This is a genomic window from Pseudomonas sp. MHK4 (genome assembly GCF_054600775.1).
Genome location: NZ_BAAIAK010000014.1, coordinates 99,600 through 122,450, shown reverse-complemented (window position 1 = coordinate 122,450; position 22,851 = coordinate 99,600). Strand labels below are relative to the sequence as shown.

Annotated in this window: 24 protein-coding genes; 22 read left to right on the top strand and 2 right to left on the bottom strand. The window is 64.1% G+C overall.

Annotation, left to right across the window (positions count from 1 at the left end; translation table 11 throughout):
- Positions 1 to 28: 28 nt before the first annotated feature.
- Positions 29 to 1,261 carry an NADH:flavin oxidoreductase gene (locus ACYP2Q_RS26955; RefSeq protein ID WP_459733253.1) on the top strand — a complete coding sequence of 411 codons (1,233 nt, stop codon included), beginning with the start codon at positions 29 to 31 and terminating at the stop codon, positions 1,259 to 1,261.
- A gap of 130 nt (positions 1,262 to 1,391) precedes the next feature.
- Here the strand turns inward: ACYP2Q_RS26955 and ACYP2Q_RS26950 are convergent, their stop codons facing one another.
- Positions 1,392 to 2,225 (bottom strand): alpha/beta fold hydrolase, encoded by an 834-nt coding sequence (locus tag ACYP2Q_RS26950; protein ID WP_459733252.1) that lies wholly within the window; start codon positions 2,223 to 2,225, stop codon positions 1,392 to 1,394.
- Positions 2,226 to 2,477: 252 nt separating this feature from the next.
- Here ACYP2Q_RS26950 and ACYP2Q_RS26945 point away from each other — a divergent pair, with 252 nt between their 5' ends.
- The 20 genes from ACYP2Q_RS26945 (at position 2,478) to ACYP2Q_RS26850 (ending at position 21,932) form a co-directional block, all read left to right on the top strand.
- Entirely contained in the window at positions 2,478 to 3,212 is a 735-nt protein-coding gene (locus ACYP2Q_RS26945; protein WP_459733251.1) for an SDR family NAD(P)-dependent oxidoreductase, read from the top strand.
- Between the two features lie 14 nt (positions 3,213 to 3,226).
- Entirely contained in the window at positions 3,227 to 4,000 is a 774-nt protein-coding gene (locus ACYP2Q_RS26940; protein ID WP_459733250.1) for an SDR family NAD(P)-dependent oxidoreductase, read from the top strand.
- On the top strand, positions 4,000 to 4,635 hold the full coding sequence (locus tag ACYP2Q_RS26935; RefSeq protein ID WP_459733249.1) for a nuclear transport factor 2 family protein: 636 nt from the start codon (positions 4,000 to 4,002) through the stop codon (positions 4,633 to 4,635). Before ACYP2Q_RS26940 ends, ACYP2Q_RS26935 begins: the two co-directional genes overlap by 1 nt.
- Positions 4,636 to 5,245: 610 nt before the next feature.
- Positions 5,246 to 6,136 (top strand): VOC family protein, encoded by an 891-nt coding sequence (locus ACYP2Q_RS26930; RefSeq protein WP_459733248.1) that lies wholly within the window; start codon positions 5,246 to 5,248, stop codon positions 6,134 to 6,136.
- Positions 6,137 to 6,148: 12 nt separating this feature from the next.
- Entirely contained in the window at positions 6,149 to 7,024 is an 876-nt protein-coding gene (locus ACYP2Q_RS26925) for a CoA transferase subunit A (RefSeq protein WP_459733276.1), read from the top strand.
- 12 nt (positions 7,025 to 7,036) lie between these two features.
- Positions 7,037 to 7,834 carry a CoA-transferase subunit beta gene (locus ACYP2Q_RS26920; RefSeq protein WP_459733247.1) on the top strand — a complete coding sequence of 266 codons (798 nt, stop codon included), beginning with the start codon at positions 7,037 to 7,039 and terminating at the stop codon, positions 7,832 to 7,834.
- Between the two features lie 16 nt (positions 7,835 to 7,850).
- On the top strand, positions 7,851 to 8,759 hold the full coding sequence (locus ACYP2Q_RS26915; RefSeq protein ID WP_459733246.1) for an enoyl-CoA hydratase: 909 nt from the start codon (positions 7,851 to 7,853) through the stop codon (positions 8,757 to 8,759).
- Complete coding sequence (locus ACYP2Q_RS26910) at positions 8,756 to 9,868, top strand: NAD(P)H-dependent flavin oxidoreductase (protein ID WP_459733245.1); 1,113 nt, start codon at positions 8,756 to 8,758, stop codon at positions 9,866 to 9,868. The genes ACYP2Q_RS26915 and ACYP2Q_RS26910 overlap by 4 nt, the downstream gene beginning before the upstream one ends.
- The gene (locus ACYP2Q_RS26905; RefSeq protein WP_459733244.1) at positions 9,865 to 10,617 is read left to right on the top strand and encodes an enoyl-CoA hydratase family protein; all 753 of its coding nucleotides are present in this window, start codon (positions 9,865 to 9,867) and stop codon (positions 10,615 to 10,617) included. Before ACYP2Q_RS26910 ends, ACYP2Q_RS26905 begins: the two co-directional genes overlap by 4 nt.
- 9 nt (positions 10,618 to 10,626) lie before the next feature.
- A complete protein-coding gene (locus tag ACYP2Q_RS26900; RefSeq protein ID WP_459733243.1) occupies positions 10,627 to 11,790 on the top strand; it encodes an acyl-CoA dehydrogenase family protein in 1,164 nt (387 codons plus the stop codon).
- A gap of 9 nt (positions 11,791 to 11,799) precedes the next feature.
- Positions 11,800 to 12,858: an acyl-CoA dehydrogenase family protein gene (locus ACYP2Q_RS26895; protein ID WP_459733242.1), complete on the top strand. Its 1,059-nt coding sequence runs from the start codon at positions 11,800 to 11,802 to the stop codon at positions 12,856 to 12,858.
- Between the two features lie 3 nt (positions 12,859 to 12,861).
- Positions 12,862 to 14,013, top strand: a complete 1,152-nt coding sequence (locus ACYP2Q_RS26890) for an acetyl-CoA C-acetyltransferase (protein ID WP_459733241.1) — start codon at positions 12,862 to 12,864, stop codon at positions 14,011 to 14,013.
- Between the two features lie 60 nt (positions 14,014 to 14,073).
- The gene (locus tag ACYP2Q_RS26885) at positions 14,074 to 14,952 is read left to right on the top strand and encodes an SDR family oxidoreductase (RefSeq protein ID WP_459733240.1); all 879 of its coding nucleotides are present in this window, start codon (positions 14,074 to 14,076) and stop codon (positions 14,950 to 14,952) included.
- Positions 14,953 to 15,206: 254 nt separating this feature from the next.
- Positions 15,207 to 15,992, top strand: a complete 786-nt coding sequence (locus ACYP2Q_RS26880) for an SDR family oxidoreductase (protein ID WP_459733239.1) — start codon at positions 15,207 to 15,209, stop codon at positions 15,990 to 15,992.
- Between the two features lie 10 nt (positions 15,993 to 16,002).
- Positions 16,003 to 16,473 (top strand): MaoC family dehydratase, encoded by a 471-nt coding sequence (locus ACYP2Q_RS26875; RefSeq protein WP_459733238.1) that lies wholly within the window; start codon positions 16,003 to 16,005, stop codon positions 16,471 to 16,473.
- 7 nt (positions 16,474 to 16,480) lie between these two features.
- Positions 16,481 to 17,689, top strand: a complete 1,209-nt coding sequence (locus ACYP2Q_RS26870; protein ID WP_459733237.1) for an acetyl-CoA C-acyltransferase — start codon at positions 16,481 to 16,483, stop codon at positions 17,687 to 17,689.
- A 75-nt stretch (positions 17,690 to 17,764) separates the two neighbouring features.
- Positions 17,765 to 18,967, top strand: a complete 1,203-nt coding sequence (locus tag ACYP2Q_RS26865; RefSeq protein WP_459733236.1) for a helix-turn-helix transcriptional regulator — start codon at positions 17,765 to 17,767, stop codon at positions 18,965 to 18,967.
- Positions 18,968 to 19,068: 101 nt separating this feature from the next.
- Positions 19,069 to 20,445 carry a DUF1329 domain-containing protein gene (locus ACYP2Q_RS26860; RefSeq protein ID WP_459733235.1) on the top strand — a complete coding sequence of 459 codons (1,377 nt, stop codon included), beginning with the start codon at positions 19,069 to 19,071 and terminating at the stop codon, positions 20,443 to 20,445.
- 179 nt (positions 20,446 to 20,624) lie between these two features.
- The gene (locus ACYP2Q_RS26855) at positions 20,625 to 21,665 is read left to right on the top strand and encodes a Rieske 2Fe-2S domain-containing protein (protein WP_459733234.1); all 1,041 of its coding nucleotides are present in this window, start codon (positions 20,625 to 20,627) and stop codon (positions 21,663 to 21,665) included.
- A 93-nt stretch (positions 21,666 to 21,758) separates the two neighbouring features.
- Positions 21,759 to 21,932: a hypothetical protein gene (locus tag ACYP2Q_RS26850; RefSeq protein WP_459733233.1), complete on the top strand. Its 174-nt coding sequence runs from the start codon at positions 21,759 to 21,761 to the stop codon at positions 21,930 to 21,932.
- Here ACYP2Q_RS26850 and ACYP2Q_RS26845 read toward each other — a convergent pair.
- A complete protein-coding gene (locus tag ACYP2Q_RS26845) occupies positions 21,919 to 22,080 on the bottom strand; it encodes a DUF2986 domain-containing protein (RefSeq protein ID WP_459733232.1) in 162 nt (53 codons plus the stop codon). The two genes, ACYP2Q_RS26850 and ACYP2Q_RS26845, sit on opposite strands and share 14 nt — an antisense overlap.
- Positions 22,081 to 22,225: 145 nt before the next feature.
- Here ACYP2Q_RS26845 and ACYP2Q_RS26840 point away from each other — a divergent pair, with 145 nt between their 5' ends.
- Positions 22,226 to 22,747, top strand: coding sequence for a sigma-70 family RNA polymerase sigma factor (locus ACYP2Q_RS26840; RefSeq protein WP_459733231.1), 522 nt, complete (start codon positions 22,226 to 22,228; stop codon positions 22,745 to 22,747).
- Positions 22,748 to 22,851 lie beyond the last annotated feature (104 nt).

Here is a 22,851-nt window from a genome sequence, read left to right as displayed (position 1 = left end):
GCCTGATAACAATAAAGAGAGGCCTGTCATGCATCCTCGTCCGACCCCATCACCGTTCAGCCCGATCGCGATTGGCCCGTTGACCCTGAAAAACCGTTTTATCAAGGCCGCCACCAACGAGGGCATGAGTGCCCAGGGCGTGCCTTCCAAACAACTGGTCAAGCTGCACTCGGCCCTGGTCGCCGGTGGCACCGCCCTGACCACCGTGGCCTATTGCGCGGTGAGCAGCGACGGCCGCACCTTGCCCAACCAGTTGACCCTCAGCCAATCCAGCCTGCCGCATTTCAAGGCCCTGACCGACGGGGTGCACCAGGCCGGTGGTCTGGCCAGCGCACAGATCACCCACGGCGGCTGCTTCACCTTCATCCGCGAACGCTCGACCAAGCGTCCACTGTCAGCCAGCGGCGGCTTCAACAAGATCGGCTTGATGAGCGGCATGTTCCTCAAGCAGGCGATGAACGAAGATGACATGCAGCAAGTGGTGCGCGACTTCGCCCAAGGTGCGCGCCTGGCCCGCCAGGCGGGTTTCGATGCCGTAGAAATCCACATGGGCCACGGCTACCTGCTCAGCCAGTTCATTTCGCCGATGTACAACAAGCGTCGCGACCAGTACGGCGGCAGCCTGGAAAACCGCCTGCGCTTTCCGCGCCGGGTGTTGCGGGCGGTGCTGGATGCGGTCGGCAAGGAGATGGCGGTCATCTGCAAATACAGCGTGACCGAAGGCGTGCGCGCCGGTAACAGCGCCGAAGACGGGGCGCAGATTGCGCGCATGCTGGAAGAGGAGGGGGCGCATTTGCTGGTGCTCAGCGCCGGGATGAACGCCGAGTCGATCACCACCATGTTCGGCTCTTCCTTCCCCAAGGAAAACCGCGTGCAGCAGAAGAACAAGATCATCGCCCTGGCCATGGCCATCCAGCGCCGCAAGGAGCCGACCGTGGAATTCCGCGAGCTGTATCTGCTGGAACATGCGCGCAAGGTGCGCGCGGCGGTGAAAATGCCGTTGGCGTACCTGGGCGGTGCCAAGAGCCTGGCGAGCATTGAACGGATCATGGCCGAGGGATTTGACCTGGTCGCCATAGGCCGGGTATTGCTGGCCGAAAATGATTACGTCAACAAACTCGCCAGTGGCGCCAGCCGCGACTCGATCTGCACCGCCTGCAACCGCTGCGTGGCCATGATGTACACCCCCGGCGGCACCTCCTGCGTACTGGGTAAACCCGGCGACGCCGTGTTGAATAGCCAGAAGGCGGCAGATCGCTAACCACCTCACCTCCCTGTAGGAGCGAGCTTGCTCGCGAAGGTCGATAACGATAACGCGTGCTTTCTGGTTGAACGCGTTGTTCTTGAGTCCTTCGCGAGCAAGCTCGCTCCTACAAAGAAGCGCCTGAGGGTTAGCCGTTCTGCAGGAAGTCGATGCAGCTACGGTTGAACAATTCGCGATGTTCCACCTGGACCCAATGCCCGCACCGATTAAGCACGATGAACCGCGCATTCGGTGCGCCGTCGATGATGCGCTGGGCGCCGCTGATCGGGTTGAAGTGATCGTTGTTGCCCCAGAAACCGAGGATCGGGCACTGGATCTCGCCCAGGCGCGCTTCCATGTTCGGCACCATCATCGTGCTGAACAGGTTCTTCGGCTGGGTCACGGCCACCGCCACGCGTTCCTGCAGCAGGCTTTCCGGCAGGATCGATGCATCGAACAGCTGCAGGCTCATCATGCTGCGCATCTCCTCCATGCCGATGGGGCCGGCGCTGAACAGGCTGACCATGCGTACGATGCCCTCCATCTTGAAGTAGGTTTCCCGTTCCTCGACACCGCCCGGTGCCAGCAGGATCAGGCTCTGGGCCAGTTGCGGAAGACGCAGGGCCAGGCCCAGGGCGATCGCGCCGCCCAGCGAGTTACCCAGCAGCGTGCAACGCCGCACACCGACGGACTCCAGGAACGCCGCCACGCAGTCGACGAAGAAATCCAGGTTGTACTGCACGTCCTCGGGTTTGTCCGAGCGACCGAAACCCGGGAGGTCGAGCACGATATTGCGATAGCCGGCGGCGACCAATTGCGGGTAATTGCCCTTGAAGTTGCTGAAGCCACTGGCGCCCGGCCCGCTGCCGTGCAGCCACAGCACCACGGGGCCTGCGCCCTCATCCAGATAGTGCAGGCGCAGGCCGTTGGGCAGGGTCGCGTAATGGCCGACGGGCAGGGGCAGGTCTACGGGTTGGTTCATGGGGTTCTCCATTGTCTGCGGATTCATGAGGCACAACCGCGCCAGGCGCTGCGGCAGATTGAAGGGGATACAGGCCTGGCGAGGTGCGCGCCAGGCGAATGCTGTGCGCTGACGCCGCCATTCACATCGTCCGTTCAGACCACGCGGCGCTAGTCCCATCGGACGATGTGTGCCCGGGGGCTTGCCGCCAATCATGCAAGTGACGGCTCCATTGCAGCGGGCCGCAGCTTATTCGCACACTTGGAGATTGCTATGAAGTTACTCGATAAAGTGGCCTTCGTGACCGGTGCCGCCCAGGGCATGGGCCAGGCCATCGTGCGTGGTTTTGTCGCCGAAGGTGCCAAGGTGGTGGCTGTCGACCTGAACCAGGCAGCCCTGGCCGAGAGCCTGGCAGATCTCGGCGACCAGGTGCTGGCCCTGGCTTGCAACGTCGCTGACGGCGCCTCCGTGGCCGATGCCATGGGCCAGGCCGAACAGCACTTCGGTGGCCTCGACATCCTGGTCAACAACGCCGGCGTGGGCGGCCTGGACAGCTTCCTCGAAACCCCGGACGAGAGCTGGGCGCGGGTGATCGGGGTGAACCTGGGCGGCACCTTCCTGTGCTGCCGTGAAGGCGCCAGGTTGATGGTCAAGGGTGGCCGCAAGGGCGCGATCATCAACCTTTCCAGCACCGCCGCGCTGACCGGCGAAGGCCCAAGCCACTACTGCGCGTCGAAAGCCGGGGTGATGGGCCTGACCCGCTCGATCGCCCGTGAACTGGCCGCCAGCGGCATCCGCGTCAACACCCTGGTGCCAGGACCGACCAACACCCCGATGATGGCCGGCATCCCCGATGACTACATGCAGACGCTGCTGAAAAACGTGCCCCTGGGCCGTCTGTGCGAGCCCGACGAGATCGCCCGGGTCGCGGTGTTCCTGGCCAGCGAAGACGCCAGTTTCATGACCGGGCAGAACATCGCCGTCAACGGCGGCATGGCCTTTATCTGATCAGGGAGTCACCCATGAGCAAGCGTCTACAAGGAAAAATCGCCTTCGTCACCGGCGCCGGTTCCGGCATTGGCGAAGCCACCGCGCTGCGGTTCGCCGAAGAGGGCGCCACGGTGGTGTTGTGCGGGCGGCGCATCGAGCCGCTGCAAGGCGTGCAGGAAAAAATCCGCGCCCAGGGCGGGCAGGCGGAGATCGCCGTGGCCGATGTCAGTGATGAGCAGGCCTACGTCGGTGCGCTGCAGGCCACCGCGCAACGTCACGGGCGCCTGGACATCCTGGTCAACAACGCGATGGCCTACACCTGGGGTGGCATCGACAGCATGACCACCGCCGACTGGCACGCCAACTTCGCCACCACCGTGGACGGCACCTTCTGGGGCACCCGCACCGCGATGCAATTGATGAAAGCCCAGGGCGGCGGTTCGATCGTCAACATCGCGTCGATCTGCGGCCTGTTCGGCACGGCGTGGATGGCCGGTTACTCGGCCGCCAAGGCGGCGGTGATCAACTTCAGTCGGGCGGCGGCCAGCGAAGGTGCACCGCACAACATCCGCTGCAACGTGATCATTCCCGGCGTGGTCGACACCCCGGCCACGGCCGGCATGCTGGCCGATGCCAAGACCCGCAGCAACACGGAAAAAGTCATCCCGATGAAACGGGTCGGCCTGCCCGTGGAGCTGGCCAACGCCATCGTGTTCCTGGCCAGCGACGAGGCTTCGTATGTCACTGGAGCGAGCCTGGCGGTGGACGGCGGACGCGGTTCGGACCTGTACACGGTGCTCGACTGATGAATCAGGACACCAACACATTGCTTGAGCGCATCGACCGCCTGGAGTCGCTGGATGCGATCCGCCAACTGGCCGGCAAGTACGCCCTGGCCCTGGACATGCGCGACATGGACGCCATGGCCAACTGCTTCGCCCCGGACGTGCGCGTGGGCCGCGACAAGAGCGGTCGTGCGCACCTCAAGGCGTGGCTGGACGAAACCATGCGCAAGCAGTTCCATGGCACCTCCCATCATTTGGGGCAGCACATCATTGAGTTCAGCGATGCCGATCACGCCACCGGCGTGGTCTATTCGAAGAACGAACATGAGACCGGTCCCGAGTGGGTGATCATGCAGATGCTGTACTGGGACGACTACGAGCGGATCGACGGGCGCTGGTGCTTCCGTCGCCGCTTGCCGTGCTACTGGTACGCGACCGACCTGAACAAACCTCCGATCGGCGGCCTGAAAATGCGCTGGCCGGGGCGCGAGCCGTACGCCGGCAGCTTCCACGAGCTGTTTCCGTCCTGGGATGCCTTCTGGGCGCAACGCCCGGACAAGGACGCCTTGCCGCAGATCGCCGAGCCCGCACCGCTGGAGGGCTTCCTCAAGACCCTGCGCCGCGGGGCGGGTGACCCGAAGATTCGGGTGCGCTGAACCTGTAGGAGCTGGCTTGTCGGGTCGCCGCATCGCAGCGAAGGCGTCCGTCCCGCCAACCAATGTGTCGCCTGCCCCGGCGCTTTCGCTGGCAAGCCAGCTCCTACAGTTGATTGTCGCCACTCAGGACGGAGCGGGTGACTGGCCCGCTCTTGTAGGGGCTGGCTTGCCAGCGAAGAGGCCCGTCCCGCCAACCAATGTGTCGCCTGACCCAGCGCTTTCGCTGGCAAGCCAGCTCCTACAGTTGATTGTCGCCACCCAGGACGGAGCGGGTGACTGGCCTGCTCTTGTAGGAGCTGGCTTGCCAGCGAAGAGGCGCGTCCCGCCAACCAATGTGTCGCCTGACCCAGCGCTTTCGCTGGCAATCCAGCTCCTACAGTTGAATGTCGCCACCCACGACGGAGCGGGTGACTGGCCTGCTCTTGTAGGAGCTGGCTTGCCAGCGAAGAGGCGCGTCCCGCCAACCAATGTGTCGCCTGACCCAACGCTTTCGCTGGCAATCCCGGTTCCCCACGCCTTTTCCTGCTTAGTCTCAACGGACGATGAAGCCTCGGCCAGTGCTTCGCACAATGCTCCCCACAAAAGTCATTCAGCCAACGAGGACCCAGGCATGATCGACATTCGCGGTTTGAGCTATTTCGTCTCGCAGATCGAAAACCTCAGTCATTGGCAGCGGTACGCCGAAGACGTGCTGGGCATGCAAGTGAACCCGGCGCCGGGCGGTGGCTTGTACGTGAAAATGGACGAGCGTCCGTTTCGCATGCTGATCGTCGAAGGCAGCGAGGCGCGCTACCTGGCCTCTGGTTGGGAGCTGGCCAACGAGACGGCCTTCAAGGCCGCTCTCGAGCACCTGAGCGCGGCCGGTATCGCGTGGCAGCCGGGCTCCGCCGCCGAGATCGAGCAGCGCGGCGTCCAGGCGCTGGTCAAGGTCAGCGACCCGTCGGGCAACTGCCATGAGCTGAGCTGGGGCCATCGCTCCGATTGCCTGCCGTTCGTGTCACCCCAGGGCGTACCGCGTTTCATCACCGGCGACATGGGCCTGGGCCACACGGTGCTGCCGGCGCCGAACTTCGACGCCACCCTGGCCTTCGCCAAGGATGTCCTGGGCTTCGAGCTGTCGGACATTTTCAACTTCCGTCCCGACCCTTCGGTAGCACCGATCCGCATTCACTTCCTGCATTGCCAGAACGCCCGCCACCACAGCCTGGCGCTGGCCGAGTACCCGGTGCCGTCCGGTTGCGTGCACGTGATGGTCGAGGTCGATTCGATGACCGAAGTCGGCCGCGCCCACGACCGTCTGCACGCCCATGCGGTGAACCTGTCGGCCACCCTCGGCCAGCACCTCAACGACCGCATGACCAGTTTCTACATGAAGACACCGTCCGGCTTCGATCTGGAGTACGGCTTTGGCGGGTTGCAAGTCGACTGGGCCGAGCATTCGGCCTTCGAGTTCACCCGCGTGAGCATTTGGGGGCACGACTTTTCGGTCGGCCAACACTAAGGAATTGTCATGATGAACAAACAACTGACAGCGGCCGATGCGGTCGCTCAATTGCGCGATGGCATGACCATCGGTTTCGGCGGCTGGGGCCCGCGGCGCAAGCCGATGGCGATCGTGCGCGAGATCCTGCGCTCACCGGTCAAGGACCTGACCGTGGTCGCCTATGGCGGTCCGGAGGTGGGCATGCTGTGCGCCGCCGGCAAGGTCAAGAAGCTGGTGTTCGGCTTCGCCACCCTCGATGCCATTCCGCTGGAACCCTACTACCGCAAGGCCCGCGAAGCCGGCGAGCTGGAGTTGATGGAACTCGACGAAGGCATGTTCCAGTGGGGCCTGCGCGCCGCCGGCATGCGCCTGCCGTTCCTGCCCACCCGTTGTGGCCTGGCCACCGACGTGACGCACCTGAATCCGGAACTCAAGACCATCCAGTCGCCCTATGCCGATGGCGAGGTGCTGCTGGCGATGCCGGCGCTCAACCTCGACGTGGCGTTCCTGCACGTCAACGTCGCCGACCGCTTGGGCAACTGCCTGGTGACCGGGCCGGACCCGTATTTCGACCACCTGTTCGCCCGCGCCGCCCAGCAGTGCTTTGTCTCGTGCGAACGCCTGGAAGAACGCCTGGAGCTGAGCGCCGAGCAGGCCCGAGGCAATACCTTCGAACGCTATCTGGTGAGCGGTGTGGTGCATGCACCCCTGGGTGCGCACCCGACGCTCTGCGCCCCCGACTACGGCTGGGACATCAAGCACCTCAAGGGCTATGTCGCCAGCAGCCAGGCGGAAAACGGCTGGCAGGACTATGTGCAGACCTGGATCGCCGGTGGCGAGCAGGCCTATCAGGCACAGAACGGCGGTGCCGACTCCATGGGCGCCTTGCCCCTTCCCGTGTTCTGAGGATTATCGACCATGTCTGCAACCTGTGATTTCACCCTGGCTGAACTGATGATCGTCGCCGCCTCCGAGGCCTGGCGTGGCAATGGCGAGGTGATTGCCTCGGGTCTGGGCGTGATCCCGCGCCTGGGCGCGAGCCTGGCCAAACTGACCCACAGCCCGGAGCTGTTGATGACCGACAGCGAGGCGTTCCTGGTCGAAGAGCCGATTCCGCTGGGCCCGCGTGGCGACTACGTGCCGCGTTACTCGGGCTACATGTCGTTCGAGCGGGTCTTCGAATGCGTGTGGGGCGGACGCCGCCACGCGATGATCGGGCCCACCCAGATCGACCGCTGGGGCCAGACCAACCTGTCCTGTGTCGGCGACTATCAAAAACCCAAGACCGCGATCCTCGGCGTACGCGGCCTGCCCGGCAACAGCATCAACCACCTCAACTCGTTCTTCGTGCCCAGCCATAACAGCCGGGTGTTCGTCAGCGGCGAAGTGGACATGGTCTCCGGTGTCGGCTTCAAGGCCGATCGCTGGCCCGAAGGCGCGCGTCGCGACCTGATGGACATCCGTTGCGTGGTCAGCGACCTCTGCGTCCTCGATTTCAACGGCCCGGACCGTGCGGTGCAGGTGCATTCGTTGCACCCGGGCGTGAGCTTCGAGCAGGTCCAGGACAACACCGGCTTCCCGTTGCTCAAGTCGGCGCAGCTGCACGAAACCGCGCACCCCACCCCTGAGCAGTTGGCCCTGATCCGCCGACTCGACCCCCACGATTACCGCGCCACGGCGATCAAGGGCAACCCGCCCGGCATCCGTACGGCCTGAGGCAAGGACAGCGACCATGCACAGCAGCGACAGTGAATTCATCGTCCGCCAGGACAACGCCGTCTACGAGACGGACACCCCGGTGCTGTACAGCGTGGCCGAGGGTATCGCCACGCTGACGCTGAACCGGCCGACCTTCAACAACGCGCAAAACTCGCAGATGACCTACGCCCTGGACGCCTGCTTTCGCCAGGCGGTGAACGACGACAGCGTCAAGGTCATCGTCCTGCGCGGCAACGGCAAGCACTTCTCGGCGGGCCACGATATCGGCACCCCCGGGCGCGATATCGACAAGCCGTTCGAGCGCGCGCACCTGTGGTGGGACCACACCAACAAGCCCGGTGGCGAGCAACTGTATGCCCGCGAGCAGGAGGTGTACCTGGGCATGTGCCGGCGCTGGCGCGAGCTGCCCAAGCCGACCATCGCCATGGTCCATGGCGCGTGTATCGCAGGGGGGCTGATGCTGGCCTGGGTCTGCGACCTGATCGTCGCCAGCGAGGACGCGTTCTTCCAGGACCCGGTGGTGCGCATGGGCATTCCGGGGGTGGAGTATTTCGCCCATCCCTATGAAATGAACCCGCGCATCGCCAAGGAATTTCTCTTCACCGGCGACCGCATGAGCGCCAATCGGGCTTGGCAGGTGGGCATGGTCAACCGCCTGGTGCCGCGCGATGAGCTGGAGCAGGCCACCTATGCCCTGGCCGCCGGCATCGCCCGTCAGCCACGCATGGGCCTGGCCCTGACCAAGCAGGCGATCAACCACGTCGAGGACCTGCAAGGCAAGCGCACGGCGATGGATGCGGTGTTCGCCTGGCACCACTTTGCCCATGCCCATAACGAGCTGTTGTCCGGCGACAAACTGGGCGGTTTCGACGCCAAGGGCATGGCGCGGGTCAACAAGCAGGCCGAGGATAAAAGCCAATGAACCGCTGGCTCGATACGCCGCTGACCGAGGCCCTCGGTTGCCGTTACCCGATCGTGCAGACCGCCATGGGCTGGGTCGCCGACGCCAACCTGGTGATCGCCACGACCCAGGCCGGGGGCTTCGGTTTCCTGGCCGGGGCGACCATCGCAGCTGCTGAACTGGAAGGCGAAATCCGCAAGGTGATCGACGCCACCGGTGGCAGCAATTTCGGCCTCAACTTCCACATGTTCCAGGACAACGCCGCGCAGTGCGTCGACCTGGCGATCAAGTACCGCCTGCGAGCCGTGAGTTACGGGCGCGGTCCGGACAAACAGACCATCGCGCGCTTCAAGGCAGCCAAGGTGTTGTGCATTCCTACCGTCGGCGCCTTGAAGCATGCGCTCAAGGCGGTGGAACTGGGCGCCGACCTGATCACCATCCAGGGCGGCGAGGGCGGCGGTCATACCGGCGGCGTGCCCAGCTCGATCCTGCTGCCCCAGGTGCTGGCGGCGGTCAAGGTGCCGGTGATCGCGGCCGGCGGATTCGCCACTGGCCGTGGCCTGGCCTCGGTGCTGGCCGCAGGTGGCGCCGGCATCGCCATGGGCACGCGGTTTCTCATGACCCGCGAATCGCCGACCCCGGCCGCGACCCTTGAACGCTACCTGAAGGTCAACGATCCGCAGCAGGTGCGCGTGACTACGGCAGTGGATGGCATGCGCCACCGCATGATCGAAAACCGCTTCATCAATCACCTGGAGCAGGCGGGCCCCTTCGGTCGCCTGCGCATTGCCCTGGGCAGCGCCTGGCAGTGGAAGCAGCAGACCGGCATGAGCCTGGGGCACATGGCTGCAGTGTTTATCCGTGCGTTGCGTGAAGACCCCTCGCAGCTGTCGCAAGTGGTGATGGCCGCCAACCAGCCGGTGCTGTTGCAGCGCTCGATGGTCGATGGCGCCCCGGATGAGGGCATCCTGCCCAGCGGCCAGGTCGCGGCGGCCATCGGCGAATTGCTCAGTTGCCGCGAAGTCATCGAAGGCATCGCCAGCGAGGCCCAGCAATGCCTGGACGCGCTCCTGGCCCGCAGCCAGACCCTCCCATCGAATCGTCCCGCCAGTATTGGAGAACCCCTGTGAACCAGGCCTTTACCACACAACTCAATCAGGGGATCGCTGAACTCGTGATCGCCAAGCCGCCGGTCAATGCCCTCGACAGCCAGCAATGGCACGCCCTGGCGCGGGAGATCGAAGCCCTTGGGGCGAATCCCGAAGTGCGGGTGATCGTGATCCGCGCCGAAGGCCGCGGCTTCTGCGCCGGCGTCGACATCAAGGAGCTGGATCAGTACCCGGAGCGCATCGTCGAGGTCAACGCCGGTAACTACGCCACTTTCAAGGCCGTGCACCGCAACCCGGTGCCGGTGATTGTCGCGGTCCATGGCTTCGTCCTGGGCGGCGGCATCGGCATCACCGGGGCGGCGGACATCGTCGTCGCCTCCGACTGCGCGACCTTCGCCCTGCCGGAAGTCGACCGCGGCGCCATGGGCGGCGGTGCGCATCTGCAGCGCCTGTTCCCGGTGCAAAAAGTCCGCTACCTGTTCTTCACCGGCGACAGCATCGGCGCCCCCGAGGCCCTGCAATACGGTTTTATCGAGCGCGTCGTCAGCAAGGACCAGTTGCGTGAAACCGCCCTGGGCATCGCGGCAAAAATCGCCGAGAAGAGCCCGGCGATGATCCGCATCGCCAAGGAAGCCTTGAACGGTATCGAAGACGGCAACCTGGAAGACAAATACCGCTGGGAGCAGGGCTTCACCATGCAGGCCTACAGCAGCCCGGACTCCGCGGAAACGCGGCGGGCCTTCGTCGAAAAACGCGACGCCAAGTTCTGAGAGATTGCCATGGACCTGACTTACACCCCCAAGCAAAACGCCTTCCGCGCCGAAGTACGGGCCTGGCTGGCGGCCAATCTGCCAAGTGAGCCCTTTGCCAGTTACGACAGTCGCGAAGGTTTTGAACAGCACCGCGCCTGGGAGGCCATGCTGTTCGAAAGCCGTTGGTCGATGGTGATGTGGCCGGCCGAACTGGGCGGTCGCGGCAGCGACTTGATCGAGTGGCTGATCTTCGAGGAAGAGTATTACGGCGCCGGCGCACCGATGCGCATCAACCAGAACGGCCAGCTGTTGCTGGGACCGACCCTGATGGAGTTTGGCACCCAGGAGCAAAAGCAGCGCTTTTTGCCACGCATGGCGGCCAGCCTGGACATGTGGGCACAGGGCTGGTCGGAGCCCAACGCCGGTTCCGACATGGCGGCGATCACCAGCAAGGCGGTACTCGACGGCGACCATTACGTGATCAACGGGCAGAAGACCTGGTCGAGCCGGGCGAACTTCGCCGACTGGCTGTTCGGCCTGTTCCGCAGCGAGCCGGGATCGACTCGTCATCACGGCCTGTCGTTCATCATGGTGCCGCTCGATACGCCAGGGGTGAGCATTCGCCCGATCAAGGCACTCAACGGCAAGGAAGCCTTCGCCGAGGTGTTTTTCGATGACGTTCGGGTCCCCGTGAACAACCTCATCGGTGCCGAAGGGCAGGGCTGGCACGTGGCGATGGCCACCGCCGGCTTCGAGCGTGGTTTGCTGCTGCGTTCACCGGCGCGCTTCCAGTCCACGGCACGCAAGCTGGTCGAACTGTACAAGGCGCATCGCGTCAGCGCCGACCGCGACCCTGGCCTGCGCGATGCCGTGCTGGACACCTGGATGTGCGCCGAGGCCTATGCGATGTCGGCGTACTACACCGTAGGACGCTTGAGCCGGGGCGAGCAGATCGGCGCCGAGTCGAGCATCAACAAGATCATCTGGTCGGAGCTCGACCTGAAGATGCACGAGACTGCCCTGCGCATTCTCGGCACTCGTGGCGAGCTGGTGACAAAGGGCGCATCGGCGGGCGATGCGGCGGGCTGGCTGGAGGGCTTCCTGTTTGCCCAGTCCGGGCCGATCTACGCCGGCACCAACGAAATCCAGCGCAACATCATCGCCGAGCGCATGCTCGGTTTGCCGAAATAAGGAACCGCCATGGACTTCACTTTTAACGATGACCAGTTGGCGTTCCGCGAAGCCATCAGTCGTTTCCTGATGACCGAAGCCGCGCCGGAGATGCTCCGGGAAATCTGGGAGACCGATGCCGGGCGCTCCCGGGACTTGCGCGACAAGATCGCCGGCCAGGGCCTGACCGCCTTGTCGGTGCCCGAGGCCGAAGGTGGTCTGGGCATGGACGATGTGACCTGGGCATTGATGACCCAGGAGCTGGGCTACTACGCCATTCCCGACTCATTGGCCGACACCGCTTATGTTGCCACCGGCTTGCTCGCCGGCCTGCCTGCGGCGCATCCGGCGCGTGCCGACCTGCTGCCGCGGATTGCCGACGGCAGCTTGCGCATGGCGATCAGTCATCCGGTCAATGCCCTGGTCAGCGATGCGCAACTGGCCGAAGTGCTGATCCTCACCCACGGCGATGAGATCCATGTGGTGCCGCGCTCGGAGGTGGAGGTGGAAAATCACACGAGCATCGATGCCTCGCGACGCCTGGGCCAAGTGACATGGGCCCCGTCGCCGGCGACCTGCATTGCCAGTGGCGAACAGGGTCGTGCCTTGCAGGAACGCCTGCTGGACCGTGGTGCGCTGTCGGTGGCCGGGCAACTGCTGGGGCTGGCGCAGCGCATGCTCGACCTGTCGGTGGACTACGTGGCCCAGCGCAAACAGTTCGGCAAGCCGATCGGCAGCTTCCAGGCGGTCAAGCATCACCTGGCCGATGTCGCCCGTTATATCGAGCAGGCCAAGCCGGTGCTGTACCGCGCCGCCCATGCCCTGGCCCGGGGCGACGTCAACGCCGGTGTCCGGGTCTCGCAAGCGCGCCTGGCGGCGAACGAGGCGAGCTGGATCGCCGCCCGCAAAGGCATCCAGGTGCATGGCGCGATGGGGTACACCTGGGAAGTGGACCTGCAGATGTTCATGAAACGCGCCTGGGCCCTCGATGCGTCGTGGGGCGACCGCGGTTTCCACAAAACCCGAGTCGGCGACTACCTGTTCGCCGACGCCACCGGCCTTGCGCCGGGGCATACTTTCGAGGAATGAGTCATGGCCCAGGCCTACATTGTTGATGCACTGCGCAGCCCCACCGGCAGGCGCAAGGGCTCTTTGAGCGAGATCCACGCGATAGACCTGGGCGCCCATGTGCTCAAGGCGCTGGTGGCGCGCAACGTGATTCCCGCCGAGGACTATGACGACGTGATATTCGGTTGCGTCGACACCATCGGTTCCCAGGCCGGCGACATCGCCCGCACCAGTTGGCTGGCCGCCGGCCTGCCCTTGACGGTGCCTGGCACCACGGTGGATCGCCAATGCGGTTCGTCGCAACAGGCGCTGCATTTCGCCGCCCAGGCGGTGATGAGCGGCACCCAGGACGTGGTTGCGGTGGGCGGGGTGCAGACCATGACCCAGATCCCGATTTCCTCGGCGATGCTCGCCGGCCAGCCCCTGGGCTTTGCCGATCCGTTCTCGGGCAGCGTCGGCTGGCGCGCGCGTTTTGGCCAGCAGCCGGTCAACCAGTTCTACGCCGCGCAACGGATTGCCGATCACTGGCAGATCAGTCGCGAGCAAATGGAAGCCTTCGCCCTGCAGAGCCATGAACGCGCCCTGGCGGCCATCGCCAGTGGCCGCTTCGCCCGGGAAATCGTCGCCTGCCAAGGCCTGGCGGTGGATGAAACGCCGCGCCACAGCAGCCTGGCGAAGATGGCCGAATTGCAGCCGGTGGACCCGCAGTTCCCGTCGATCACCGCGGCCGTGTCCAGCCAGACCTGCGATGCCTCGGCGGCGCTGCTGGTGGTGTCCGAGGCGGCGCTCAAACGCTACGACCTGACGCCACGGGCGCGGATTCATCACCTGACGGTGCTCGGTGACGATCCGATCTGGCACCTCACCGCACCGATTGCCGCCACCCGCCGGGCCCTGGCCAAGAGCGGGTTGAGCATGGCCGACATCGACCGGGTCGAGATCAACGAAGCCTTCGCCTCGGTGGTCATGGCCTGGGCCAAGGAGCTCGATTACGACCCGGCGCAAACCAACGTCAATGGCGGCGCGATTGCCCTGGGTCACCCGTTGGGCGCCACCGGCGCACGGTTGATGACGACGCTGCTCAACGAACTGGAATGCAGCGGCGGTCGCTACGGCCTGCAAACCATGTGTGAAGGTGGCGGCCAGGCCAACGTGACCATCATCGAACGCTTGTAATTTTCCATGCGGGGCCGCCGCTTCGGGCGCGCGGCCACCCACTATCTTGAGGAGTCATACATGGCTATCTGTGCAAACCGCACCGTGATCATCACCGGGGCCGGCGGCGGGCTCGGTCGCGCCTACGCCCTGGCGTTCGCCGCGCAAGGGGCCAACGTAGTGGTCAACGATATTCGCGCCGAGGCCGCAGAGGATGTGGCGGGGGAGATTCGCGCCAACGGTGGCCAGGCCATCGCCAACAGCGACGACATCACCACCCTGGCCACTGCCCAGCGCATCGTCGATGCGGCACTGGCGGCGTTCGGTGAAGTGCATGTGCTGATCAACAACGCCGGCGTGTTGCGCGACCGCATGTTCATCAGCCTCAGTGAAGAAGACTGGGACATGGTCATGCGCGTGCACCTCAAGGGCCATTACTGCCTGGCCAACATCCTCGGCCGCCGCTGGCGCGACCTGGCCAAGGCCGGAACGCCGGTGGACGCGCGGATCATCAACACCAGCTCCGGCGCCGGGCTGCAAGGCTCGGTGGGCCAGTCCAATTATTCGGCGGCCAAGGGCGGCATCGCCTCGCTGACCCTGGTGCAAGCGGCGGAACTGGGCCGCTACGGCGTCACCGCCAACGCGCTGGCGCCGGCTGCACGTACCTCGATGACCGAAAGCGCCATGCCCGACGTGGTGAAAAAACCCGAGGACGGCAGCTTTGACGCCTGGGCCGCGGAAAACGTCGCACCGCTGGTGGTTTGGCTGGGCAGCCCGGCGTCGGCCCACGTCAGCGGCCAGGTCTTCGAAAGCCAGGGTGGGCGAATCTCCCTGGGCGATGGCTGGCGCACGGGCGTCACCTGCGACAAGGGCGCGTTGTGGAAAGTCGAAGAGATCGGCGCGGCGGTGGACGCCATCCTCGCCGAAGCGCCGAAGGCGCAGAAAGTCTGGGGAAGCTGAAGCCCCCGACCATCTCCCACGGCCGTACCCGATCCCCTTGTAGGAGCGAGCTTGCTCGCGATGGAGGTCAACGATGACGCGGGGATCCTGCCACCCCGCGCTGCTCTCAGGTTTTTCGCGAGCAAGCTCGCTCCTACAGGGTCTGCTGATGCTCCGCGTCATCGTTCTCCATCTTCATACCCCATTTTGACGATGCGCCCGCATCGCTCCCTCCGTACAACTGCAGCGTATTGATTTCTTCGGAGGTAGACGCTGTGAAACAAGCCCCCCCTTATGTTCCCGGTCATCAATTGCTGGCCGGCAAGTCGGTGTTGATTACCGCGGCGGCAGGTGCCGGTATCGGTTATTCGGCGGCCCGGCGCAGTGCCGAGGAAGGTTGCCGGGCGCTGATGATTTGCGATGTGCATGCGCGGCGGCTGGAGGAGGCGGTGGAGCGTCTCAAGGCCGAGACCGGTCTGCAGGCGATCTATGGCCAGCTGTGCAATGTCACTGTTGAGAGTGAAGTCCAGGCCCTGGTAGCGGCGGCCGAAGAGGCGTTGGGCGGGGTCGATGTGCTGATCAACAACGCGGGCCTGGGTGGCCAGAAGCGCGTGGTGGAGATGAGCGACGAAGAGTGGTTGCGGGTGCTGGATGTGACCCTGACCGGCACCTTCCGCATGACCCGGGCGATGTTGCCGCACATGCAGCGCCGCGGCGCCGGGGCCATCGTCAATAACGCCTCGGTGCTCGGCTGGCGGGCACAGAAGGAACAGGCCCATTACGCTGCCGCCAAGGCCGGGGTGATGGCGCTGACCCGCTGCAGCGCCCTGGAAGCCGCCGAGTTCGGCGTGCGCATCAACGCGGTGTCGCCGTCGATTGCCCTGCACGATTTTCTCAAGAAAGCCTCCAGCGAAGAGCTGCTCGCCAGCCTGGCCGGGCGCGAGGCGTTCGGGCGTGCCGCCGAAGTCTGGGAGGTGGCCAACGTGATGATGTTCCTGGCCAGCGACTATGCCTCCTACATGGTCGGCGAAGTGCTGTCCGTCAGTTCACAGCAAGCTTGAGGATGGGCGCATGAGTTATGTATTCAACAGCGCCCAGGCGTTGCTTGCCGCCGAAGGGCTGGACCTGGGCCACACCGAATGGCTGACCATCAGCCAGCAACGCATCGATCTGTTCGCCGAAGCCACCAGCGATCACCAGTGGATTCACGTCGACCCGGTGCGCGCCGCCAGCGGCCCGTTTGGCGCCTGCATTGCCCACGGCTACCTGACCCAGTCCCTGGCCAATCTGTTCATGCCGCAGTTGCTGCTCCTTGAAAACATGGCCATGGGCGTGAACTACGGCAGCGACCGGGTGCGCTTCCCGGCGCCGGTCAAGGTCGACTCGCGGGTGCGCGGCAGCGGCCAGATCATCCGCGCCGAACAACAGGGCGACGCCGTGCAACTGGTGGTGCGCATCACCGTGGAAGTCGAAGGCCAGGCACGCCCCGGCTGCGTGATCGACACCATCAGCCGCTATACCTTCAACGCCATTTCCGAGTGAGTTAGCCATGGACCAGAATGAAGTCGTCATCGTCGCCACCGCCCGTACCGCGCTGGCCAAGTCGTTTCGCGGATCGTTCAACGATACCGAGGCCCCGGTGTTGGGCGGCCATGTGGTGCGCGCGGTGGTCGAGCGCGCCGGCATCGAGCCTGCCGAGGTCGAGGATGTGATCATGGGCGCGTCGGTGCAGCAGGGCACCCAGGGCTTCAACATCGGCCGGCTCTGCGCCTACACCGGCGGTTTGCCGGACAGCGTGCCGGGCATGGCCGTGGACCGCATGTGTGCCTCGGGCCTGATGAGCATCGGCATGGCCGCCAAGGCCATCATGACCGGCGAGATGAACATCGCCATCGGCGGCGGCGTGGAGTCCCTGTCGCTGACCCAGACCAAACACAAGAACGCCTATCGCGCCCGCTCCGAAGCGGTGCTGCAGGTGATGCCCAGCGCCTATATCCCGATGATCGAGACCGCCGAGATCGTCTCCCGCCGCTATGGCATCAGCCGCGCCGCCCAGGATGAGTATTCGCTGCTTAGCCAGCTGCGCACCGCCGCCGCGCAGCGAGACGGCCTGTTCGACGATGAAATCGTCAGCCTGACCGTGGATAAACTGCTGTTCGCCGCCGATGGCCAGCCCAATGGCCATGAGCGCGTGCAGGTGGTGAAAGACGAGTGCAATCGGCCCAATACGCGCCTGGAGGACCTGGCGGGATTGAAAACGGTGTGGAAGGACGGTAACTGGATCGAGCAGGGCGAGTTCGTCACCGCCGGCAACGCCTCGCAGTTCTCCGACGGTGCCGCGGCCAGCCTGCTGATGAGTCGTGCCGAGGCCAAGCGCCGCGGGTTGACGCCACTGGGCATTTACCGCGGCATTGCGGTGGGTGGCTGCGCGCCTGAGGAAATGGGCATCGGCCCGGTGATCGCGATTCCCAAGCTGCTCAAGCGCTTTGGCTTGAGCGTGAAGGATATTGGCCTGTGGGAGATCAACGAGGCCTTCGCCAGCCAGGTGCTGCATTGCCGCGATGCGCTGCAGATTCCGGCCGATCGCCTGAACGTCAACGGCGGGGCGATTGCCATCGGTCATCCGTTCGGCATGTCCGGCGCGCGCATGGTTGGCCATGCCTTGCTCGAAGGGCGACGTCGCGGTGTGCGGTATGTGGTGATCGCCATGTGCATCGGTGGCGGCATGGGCGCCGCCGGCCTGTTCGAGCTGCCATGAGGCGAGCGGGGCAGCGCCGTCCTGTCGATTAATCCATGGGGCCCGCCGGTCGGGCCCCTCTGCTGGGGAATGGTTATGCAAAGTGGTATGCCCAATGCACAGGTCCTGGCGCTCATGGGCCTGGAGTTGGCCGAGTACGAACGGATCATCGGCAACATCTACGATTCGGCGATGGATACCCGCAGCCTGAGCGACGCGTTGCGCGAGGTGCGGGCGTTGTTCAAGGCCAATTTCGTCACCCTGATCCTGCGGGTCCAGGACGAGCCGCTGTTGTCCCCGATGGTGGTCGCCGGCGATGTCGAGCTGGGGCAGGGCGGTATCAACCATTACGCCTACTACGCCAAATCCAGCCTGTTCGACGGCCTGCCCACCGACACGGTGTTCACCGTCGACGAGCTGATCAGCGACAGCGAATGGTCGAGCTCGGCGTTTTACCTGTTGTACTGCCAACCCTACGATTGCTACCACATGCTCGGTGCCGATATCCGCATGCCGGATGGCGGCACGGTGCGTTTCCGGATCAATCGACCCCAAGCCCAGCCACGGTTCAGTGACGCCGAGCGGGCCATGTGCGCCATGTTGTTGCCGCACCTGCGCCGGGCCTTGCACATGTATTCGCTGCTCGACCGCAGCGAATCGCTGGGCAGCCTGTATTCGCAGACGATCAGCCGCCTGGCGGTGGCGACCATCGTGCTCGATGAGCACGGCACCGTGGTGCAACTCAATCCCGTGGCCCGGGAGATCCTCGACAGCCAGGACGGCCTCAAGGTGGTCGGCGGGCGGCTGGAAGCGACTTACCCCAGTGACAATCGGGAGCTGGCGCGCCTGGTGCGCAATGCTTTCCAGCGCGCCAAACAAGGCGCCAGCAGGAGCGTGCAGGTGGCCGAGGCGACCTCGATTTCTCGCCCATCAGGCCAGGTCAGCCTGGGCGTGGTGGTGGAGTTGATTCCGTCCGAGGACCTGCTCGAAGGCAACGGCAAGCCCACAGTGGTGGTGTACGTGCGCGATGCCGTGAGCAAGTCGCTGGTGAGCACGGTGCTGACGTCGCAGCTGTACAACCTGACCCCGGCGGAAACCACCTTGGCCCTGGAACTGGCCAACGGCCTGTCGCTGGAGGAAGCCTCGGAGTTCTTGAACATCCGCCGCAATACCGCGCGGGCGCACCTGCGTTCGATTTTTTCCAAGACCGGCGTGCGGCGCCAGACGGAGCTGGTGCGGATCATGCTCAACAGCGTGGTCGCCCTGGGCGCGCCGCAGCCGGCGACGGCGCGGCTATGAAGCGGGTGCGCGCCAACATGCGTTAGTCCGTGCGGACGATGCTGCCGGGTTCCCGGGCTGTCGATACTGGGCCACCGTTGTCGAACCTAAGGAGAATAAAAATGACCGGCAGTAATCAGTCCCCTGGCTGGGCGTTGGCGTTGTTATTGGGCTGCTGTGCCATCGGCACGGTGAATGCCGCACCCGAAGATGCCGCCCGCCTGGGCACAGACTTGACGTGCGTGGGCGCGGAAAAAGCCGGCAACGCCGACGGCAGCATTCCCGCCTTCAGCGGCAAATGGCTGGGCGCACCGCCCCACGTCGACTTCAAGGGCACGGGTAACCACCCGGTCGACCCGTACCCGGACGAAAAGCCGCTGTTGGTGATTACCGCGCAGAACATGACGCAGTACAGCAACTTACTGTCTGATGGGCAAAAAGCCCTGTTCAAGCTGTACCCGGGCACCTACAAGATGCCGATCTACCCCTCGCACCGGGATTTCCGCTTCGACGACGCGGTTTGCAAAGCCACCCGCGAGAACGCCGGCATTGCTCGCCTGGTGGATGAGGGTGAAGGGGTGGTGGGTAAAACCGGCGGCACAGCCTTTCCGGTACCGCGCAGCGGCCTGGAACTGTTGAAGAACGCCTCGGCCTTTACCTTGCGTGCCTGGACCGAGGAATACACCTCCGACAACGCCTACGTGCTCAAGGATGGCAACATCAACTGGGGGCGCGTGCATTCGCGCAACCTGGCGCCAGCGCTGGAGCCGGGCAAGATTGGCGAGACCAGCGGCAACTCGTCGTTCTACCTCAACGAAACCCTGTTGCCGCAACGGGACAAGGGCGAGATCAATACCGGCACCGAGTTCTGGAATGACAAGACCGAACCGCGCCAGGCCTGGCGCTACGATCCGGGCACGCGGCGGGTGCGCCAGTCGCCGGGCTATGGCTTCGACATGTCGTTCCCGGGCAGCGGCGGCTCGATCACCGTCGACGAGGTGCGCCTGTTCAACGGTTCAGGGCAGCGTTACGACTGGAAGATCGTCGGCAAGCGCGAGATGTTCATTCCCTACAACACCTATCGCCTGCACGCGGCCAACCTCAAGTACGCCGATCTGCTGACGCCGGGGCACATCAATCCCGATGCCATGCGTTATGAGCGCCATCGAGTGTGGGAGCTCGAAGGCACCCTCAAGCCGGGTTATCGCCACCTGTATGGCAAGCGCAAGTTGTATATCGACGAGGACACCTGGTTTCCGATGCTCGCCGATAACTACGACAACCGTGGCGAGCTGTGGCGGACCTCAATGCTGAATTACTTCTACGCCTACGAAACCCAGCGGCCGCAAGCGGGCGTCGGTCTGTACTACGACCTCAATGCCGGCAGCTACCTAGCGTTCAACCTGATCAACGAACAGCGCAACGGCTACCTGTTGAACAAACCCGGCTTCAGTCCACGGGATTTCGGCCCGGAGGCTGCCCGGCGTTTCGGCCAGTAACCGTCCAGCGCGGCGCCCCTGGTGACAGGGGCGCCCATTGAGAGTGGATCGCGTTTGATCTAGTCCAACTGAAGGATGACCTGCCGGCGTGGCTACTCAATGATGTCGGCCATGGGATCACCCTGTATTTCTTGGGGGCATTGCCTGTCCCCCAAGTCTGCAATCGAGGAACAACAACAATGACCAAACTCGCTGAAATCAACATCGAGAACGCCCAGCGCAGCCACCGTTACGCCCGCGGCTGGCACTGCCTGGGCAATGCCAGCGATTACCGCGATGGCAAGCCCCATACCCTGGAAATCTTCGGCACCCGCCTGGTGGCCTTCGCCGACAGCCAGGGCAACATCAGCATCCTCGATGCCTATTGCCCGCACATGGGCGCCGACCTGTCCCAGGGCACCGTCGAGAACGACCGGCTGGTGTGCCCGTTCCACCACTGGAAGTACGACACCGGCGGCAAATGCGTGGAAATCCCCTACTGCAAGCGCATCCCGCCCAAGGCCAAGACCCGCAGCTGGTTGACCTGCGAGGAAAACAACCTGCTGTTCGTCTGGAACAATCCCGAAGGCCGTGCGCCGAAGGACGGCGTGGTCATTCCGCACCTGCCCGAGATGGACGATCCGGACTGGGTGCATGACTGGAACATCGACACCATGCACATCGAGACCAACCCACGGGAGCTGGTCGATAACCTGGTGGACGCCCAGCACTTCGGGCCGGTGCACGGCACGCCAACCAAGTACTTCGCCAACGTCTTCGAAGGCCACATCGGCCACCAGATTTTCCATGGCGATTCCGAACGCCTGGGCGGCGACCTGATCGCGCCGTCGGCCTACTACGGGCCGGCGACCCACTTCACCCACATCAGCTCGATGTTCGGCGACGTGCGCATCCACGCCATCCTGCTCAACAGCCACGTACCGGTGACACCGAACAGCTTCGACCTGCGCTTCGGTTGCATGGTCAAGCGGGTACCGGGCTGGACCGAAGAACAGAACCAGGAAGTGGCGAGGGCCTACGTCCAGGGCAACCGCGACTCGTTCTACCAGGACGTGGTGATCTGGAAACACAAGATCCGCATCGACAAACCGGTATTGGCGGAAACCGACGGCCCGGTCTACCAGTTGCGCGAGTGGTACGAGCAGTTCTTCACCGATGAGGACGACGTGCCGGCGTTCATGGCAGAGCGTCGCGAGTTCATCACGGTGGACGAGCGCTGACAGCGTGACAGGGCGCCTTGGGTCACTCGAAGGCGCCTTTACAAAGCGGACTGCCCACGCAGTTTCGATTCACAGGCCATGAGAGCACTGACAATGAAAATAAAAAGTCATCTCGCCTATTACGTACCGTTTCTGATCCTGTTTTTCCTGGTGTTGACCGTGCTGGTTTCGGTGCCGCCGGAGTCGGCCAGCGTCAAGGCTTGCAAGCGTTACGCGAGTTGTGTGGCGATGAGTTCGAGTGTTCCGAACTGGATCAATTTTCGCTAGGGGAACTGATCGAGGCGTCACCGGCTTCAGCCGCCAGTTTCAATCGGTCAGCCTTGCTGATGTATTTCGGCTTTTTTGGTGCCAGTTTGGCGCTGGCCTTCTTGGCCTTGGCCTTGAACAACTGTTGCAGCTTTTTTTGACGGTTCATGTTTTTCCACCCGGCTTGTAAATACTTGAATGATATCAGCGTCGCCCGCGCCTGGCAGGGCTTGTTGATCATAGTGGCTATTGCAAATTACCCTGCGCACGACTGACAATGCGAGTCATTATCACTCGCGAATTATTCCATCGTCATGTCCGCCAACGATTTATCCCTGCGCAGCGCCGTCAATGATCTGTATTGCGAGCACCACGGTTGGCTCAATGGCTGGCTACGCAAGCGCCTGGGCAATGCGTTCGATGCGGCGGACCTGGCGCAGGACACTTTCGTGCGGGTGATCAAGGCGCGAAACGCGCTGGAGATTCGCGAGCCGCGACCTTACCTGTCGATGATCGCCAAGGGCTTGCTGATCGATCTGTTTCGCCGACGCTCGCTGGAGCAGTCCTACCTGGAAGCACTGGCCGCCATGCCCGAATGGCAGCAGCCGTCGCTTGAGGAACAGGCGATCCTGTTGCAGGCCCTGGTGGAAATCGACCGTCTGCTGCAAGGGTTGGGAACCAAGGTCAAGCAGACGTTCATCCTGTCCCAGTTCGACGGCCTGACCTACCCGCAGATTGCCGAGCGCTTGAATATCAGCACCCGCACTGTCAACAACTACATGGCCAAGGCCATGGAGCATTGCTGCCTGATGCAGATTCGGTTGCAACTGGCATGAGCCTTTCGCCCGCCGAGTTGCAGGCGATTGGCGCCGCCGCCCGCTGGTATGCCCGACTTCGCTCGGGGATCGCCAGCGATTCCGACCTGGCCGCCGCAGAGGAT

Bases quoted from the DNA above. Each gene is read 5' to 3' on its own strand.
- ACYP2Q_RS26955 (WP_459733253.1), top strand. From the start codon at position 29: ATGCATCCTCGTCCGACCCCATCACCGTTCAGCCCGATCGCGATTGGC.
- ACYP2Q_RS26950 (WP_459733252.1), bottom strand. From the start codon at position 2,225: ATGAACCAACCCGTAGACCTGCCCCTGCCCGTCGGCCATTACGCGACC.
- ACYP2Q_RS26945 (WP_459733251.1), top strand. From the start codon at position 2,478: ATGAAGTTACTCGATAAAGTGGCCTTCGTGACCGGTGCCGCCCAGGGC.
- ACYP2Q_RS26940 (WP_459733250.1), top strand. From the start codon at position 3,227: ATGAGCAAGCGTCTACAAGGAAAAATCGCCTTCGTCACCGGCGCCGGT.
- ACYP2Q_RS26935 (WP_459733249.1), top strand. From the start codon at position 4,000: ATGAATCAGGACACCAACACATTGCTTGAGCGCATCGACCGCCTGGAG.
- ACYP2Q_RS26930 (WP_459733248.1), top strand. From the start codon at position 5,246: ATGATCGACATTCGCGGTTTGAGCTATTTCGTCTCGCAGATCGAAAAC.
- ACYP2Q_RS26925 (WP_459733276.1), top strand. From the start codon at position 6,149: ATGAACAAACAACTGACAGCGGCCGATGCGGTCGCTCAATTGCGCGAT.
- ACYP2Q_RS26920 (WP_459733247.1), top strand. From the start codon at position 7,037: ATGTCTGCAACCTGTGATTTCACCCTGGCTGAACTGATGATCGTCGCC.
- ACYP2Q_RS26915 (WP_459733246.1), top strand. From the start codon at position 7,851: ATGCACAGCAGCGACAGTGAATTCATCGTCCGCCAGGACAACGCCGTC.
- ACYP2Q_RS26910 (WP_459733245.1), top strand. From the start codon at position 8,756: ATGAACCGCTGGCTCGATACGCCGCTGACCGAGGCCCTCGGTTGCCGT.
- ACYP2Q_RS26900 (WP_459733243.1), top strand. From the start codon at position 10,627: ATGGACCTGACTTACACCCCCAAGCAAAACGCCTTCCGCGCCGAAGTA.
- ACYP2Q_RS26895 (WP_459733242.1), top strand. From the start codon at position 11,800: ATGGACTTCACTTTTAACGATGACCAGTTGGCGTTCCGCGAAGCCATC.
- ACYP2Q_RS26890 (WP_459733241.1), top strand. From the start codon at position 12,862: ATGGCCCAGGCCTACATTGTTGATGCACTGCGCAGCCCCACCGGCAGG.
- ACYP2Q_RS26885 (WP_459733240.1), top strand. From the start codon at position 14,074: ATGGCTATCTGTGCAAACCGCACCGTGATCATCACCGGGGCCGGCGGC.
- ACYP2Q_RS26875 (WP_459733238.1), top strand. From the start codon at position 16,003: ATGAGTTATGTATTCAACAGCGCCCAGGCGTTGCTTGCCGCCGAAGGG.
- ACYP2Q_RS26870 (WP_459733237.1), top strand. From the start codon at position 16,481: ATGGACCAGAATGAAGTCGTCATCGTCGCCACCGCCCGTACCGCGCTG.
- ACYP2Q_RS26865 (WP_459733236.1), top strand. From the start codon at position 17,765: ATGCAAAGTGGTATGCCCAATGCACAGGTCCTGGCGCTCATGGGCCTG.
- ACYP2Q_RS26860 (WP_459733235.1), top strand. From the start codon at position 19,069: ATGACCGGCAGTAATCAGTCCCCTGGCTGGGCGTTGGCGTTGTTATTG.
- ACYP2Q_RS26855 (WP_459733234.1), top strand. From the start codon at position 20,625: ATGACCAAACTCGCTGAAATCAACATCGAGAACGCCCAGCGCAGCCAC.
- ACYP2Q_RS26850 (WP_459733233.1), top strand. From the start codon at position 21,759: ATGAAAATAAAAAGTCATCTCGCCTATTACGTACCGTTTCTGATCCTG.
- ACYP2Q_RS26845 (WP_459733232.1), bottom strand. From the start codon at position 22,080: ATGAACCGTCAAAAAAAGCTGCAACAGTTGTTCAAGGCCAAGGCCAAG.
- ACYP2Q_RS26840 (WP_459733231.1), top strand. From the start codon at position 22,226: ATGTCCGCCAACGATTTATCCCTGCGCAGCGCCGTCAATGATCTGTAT.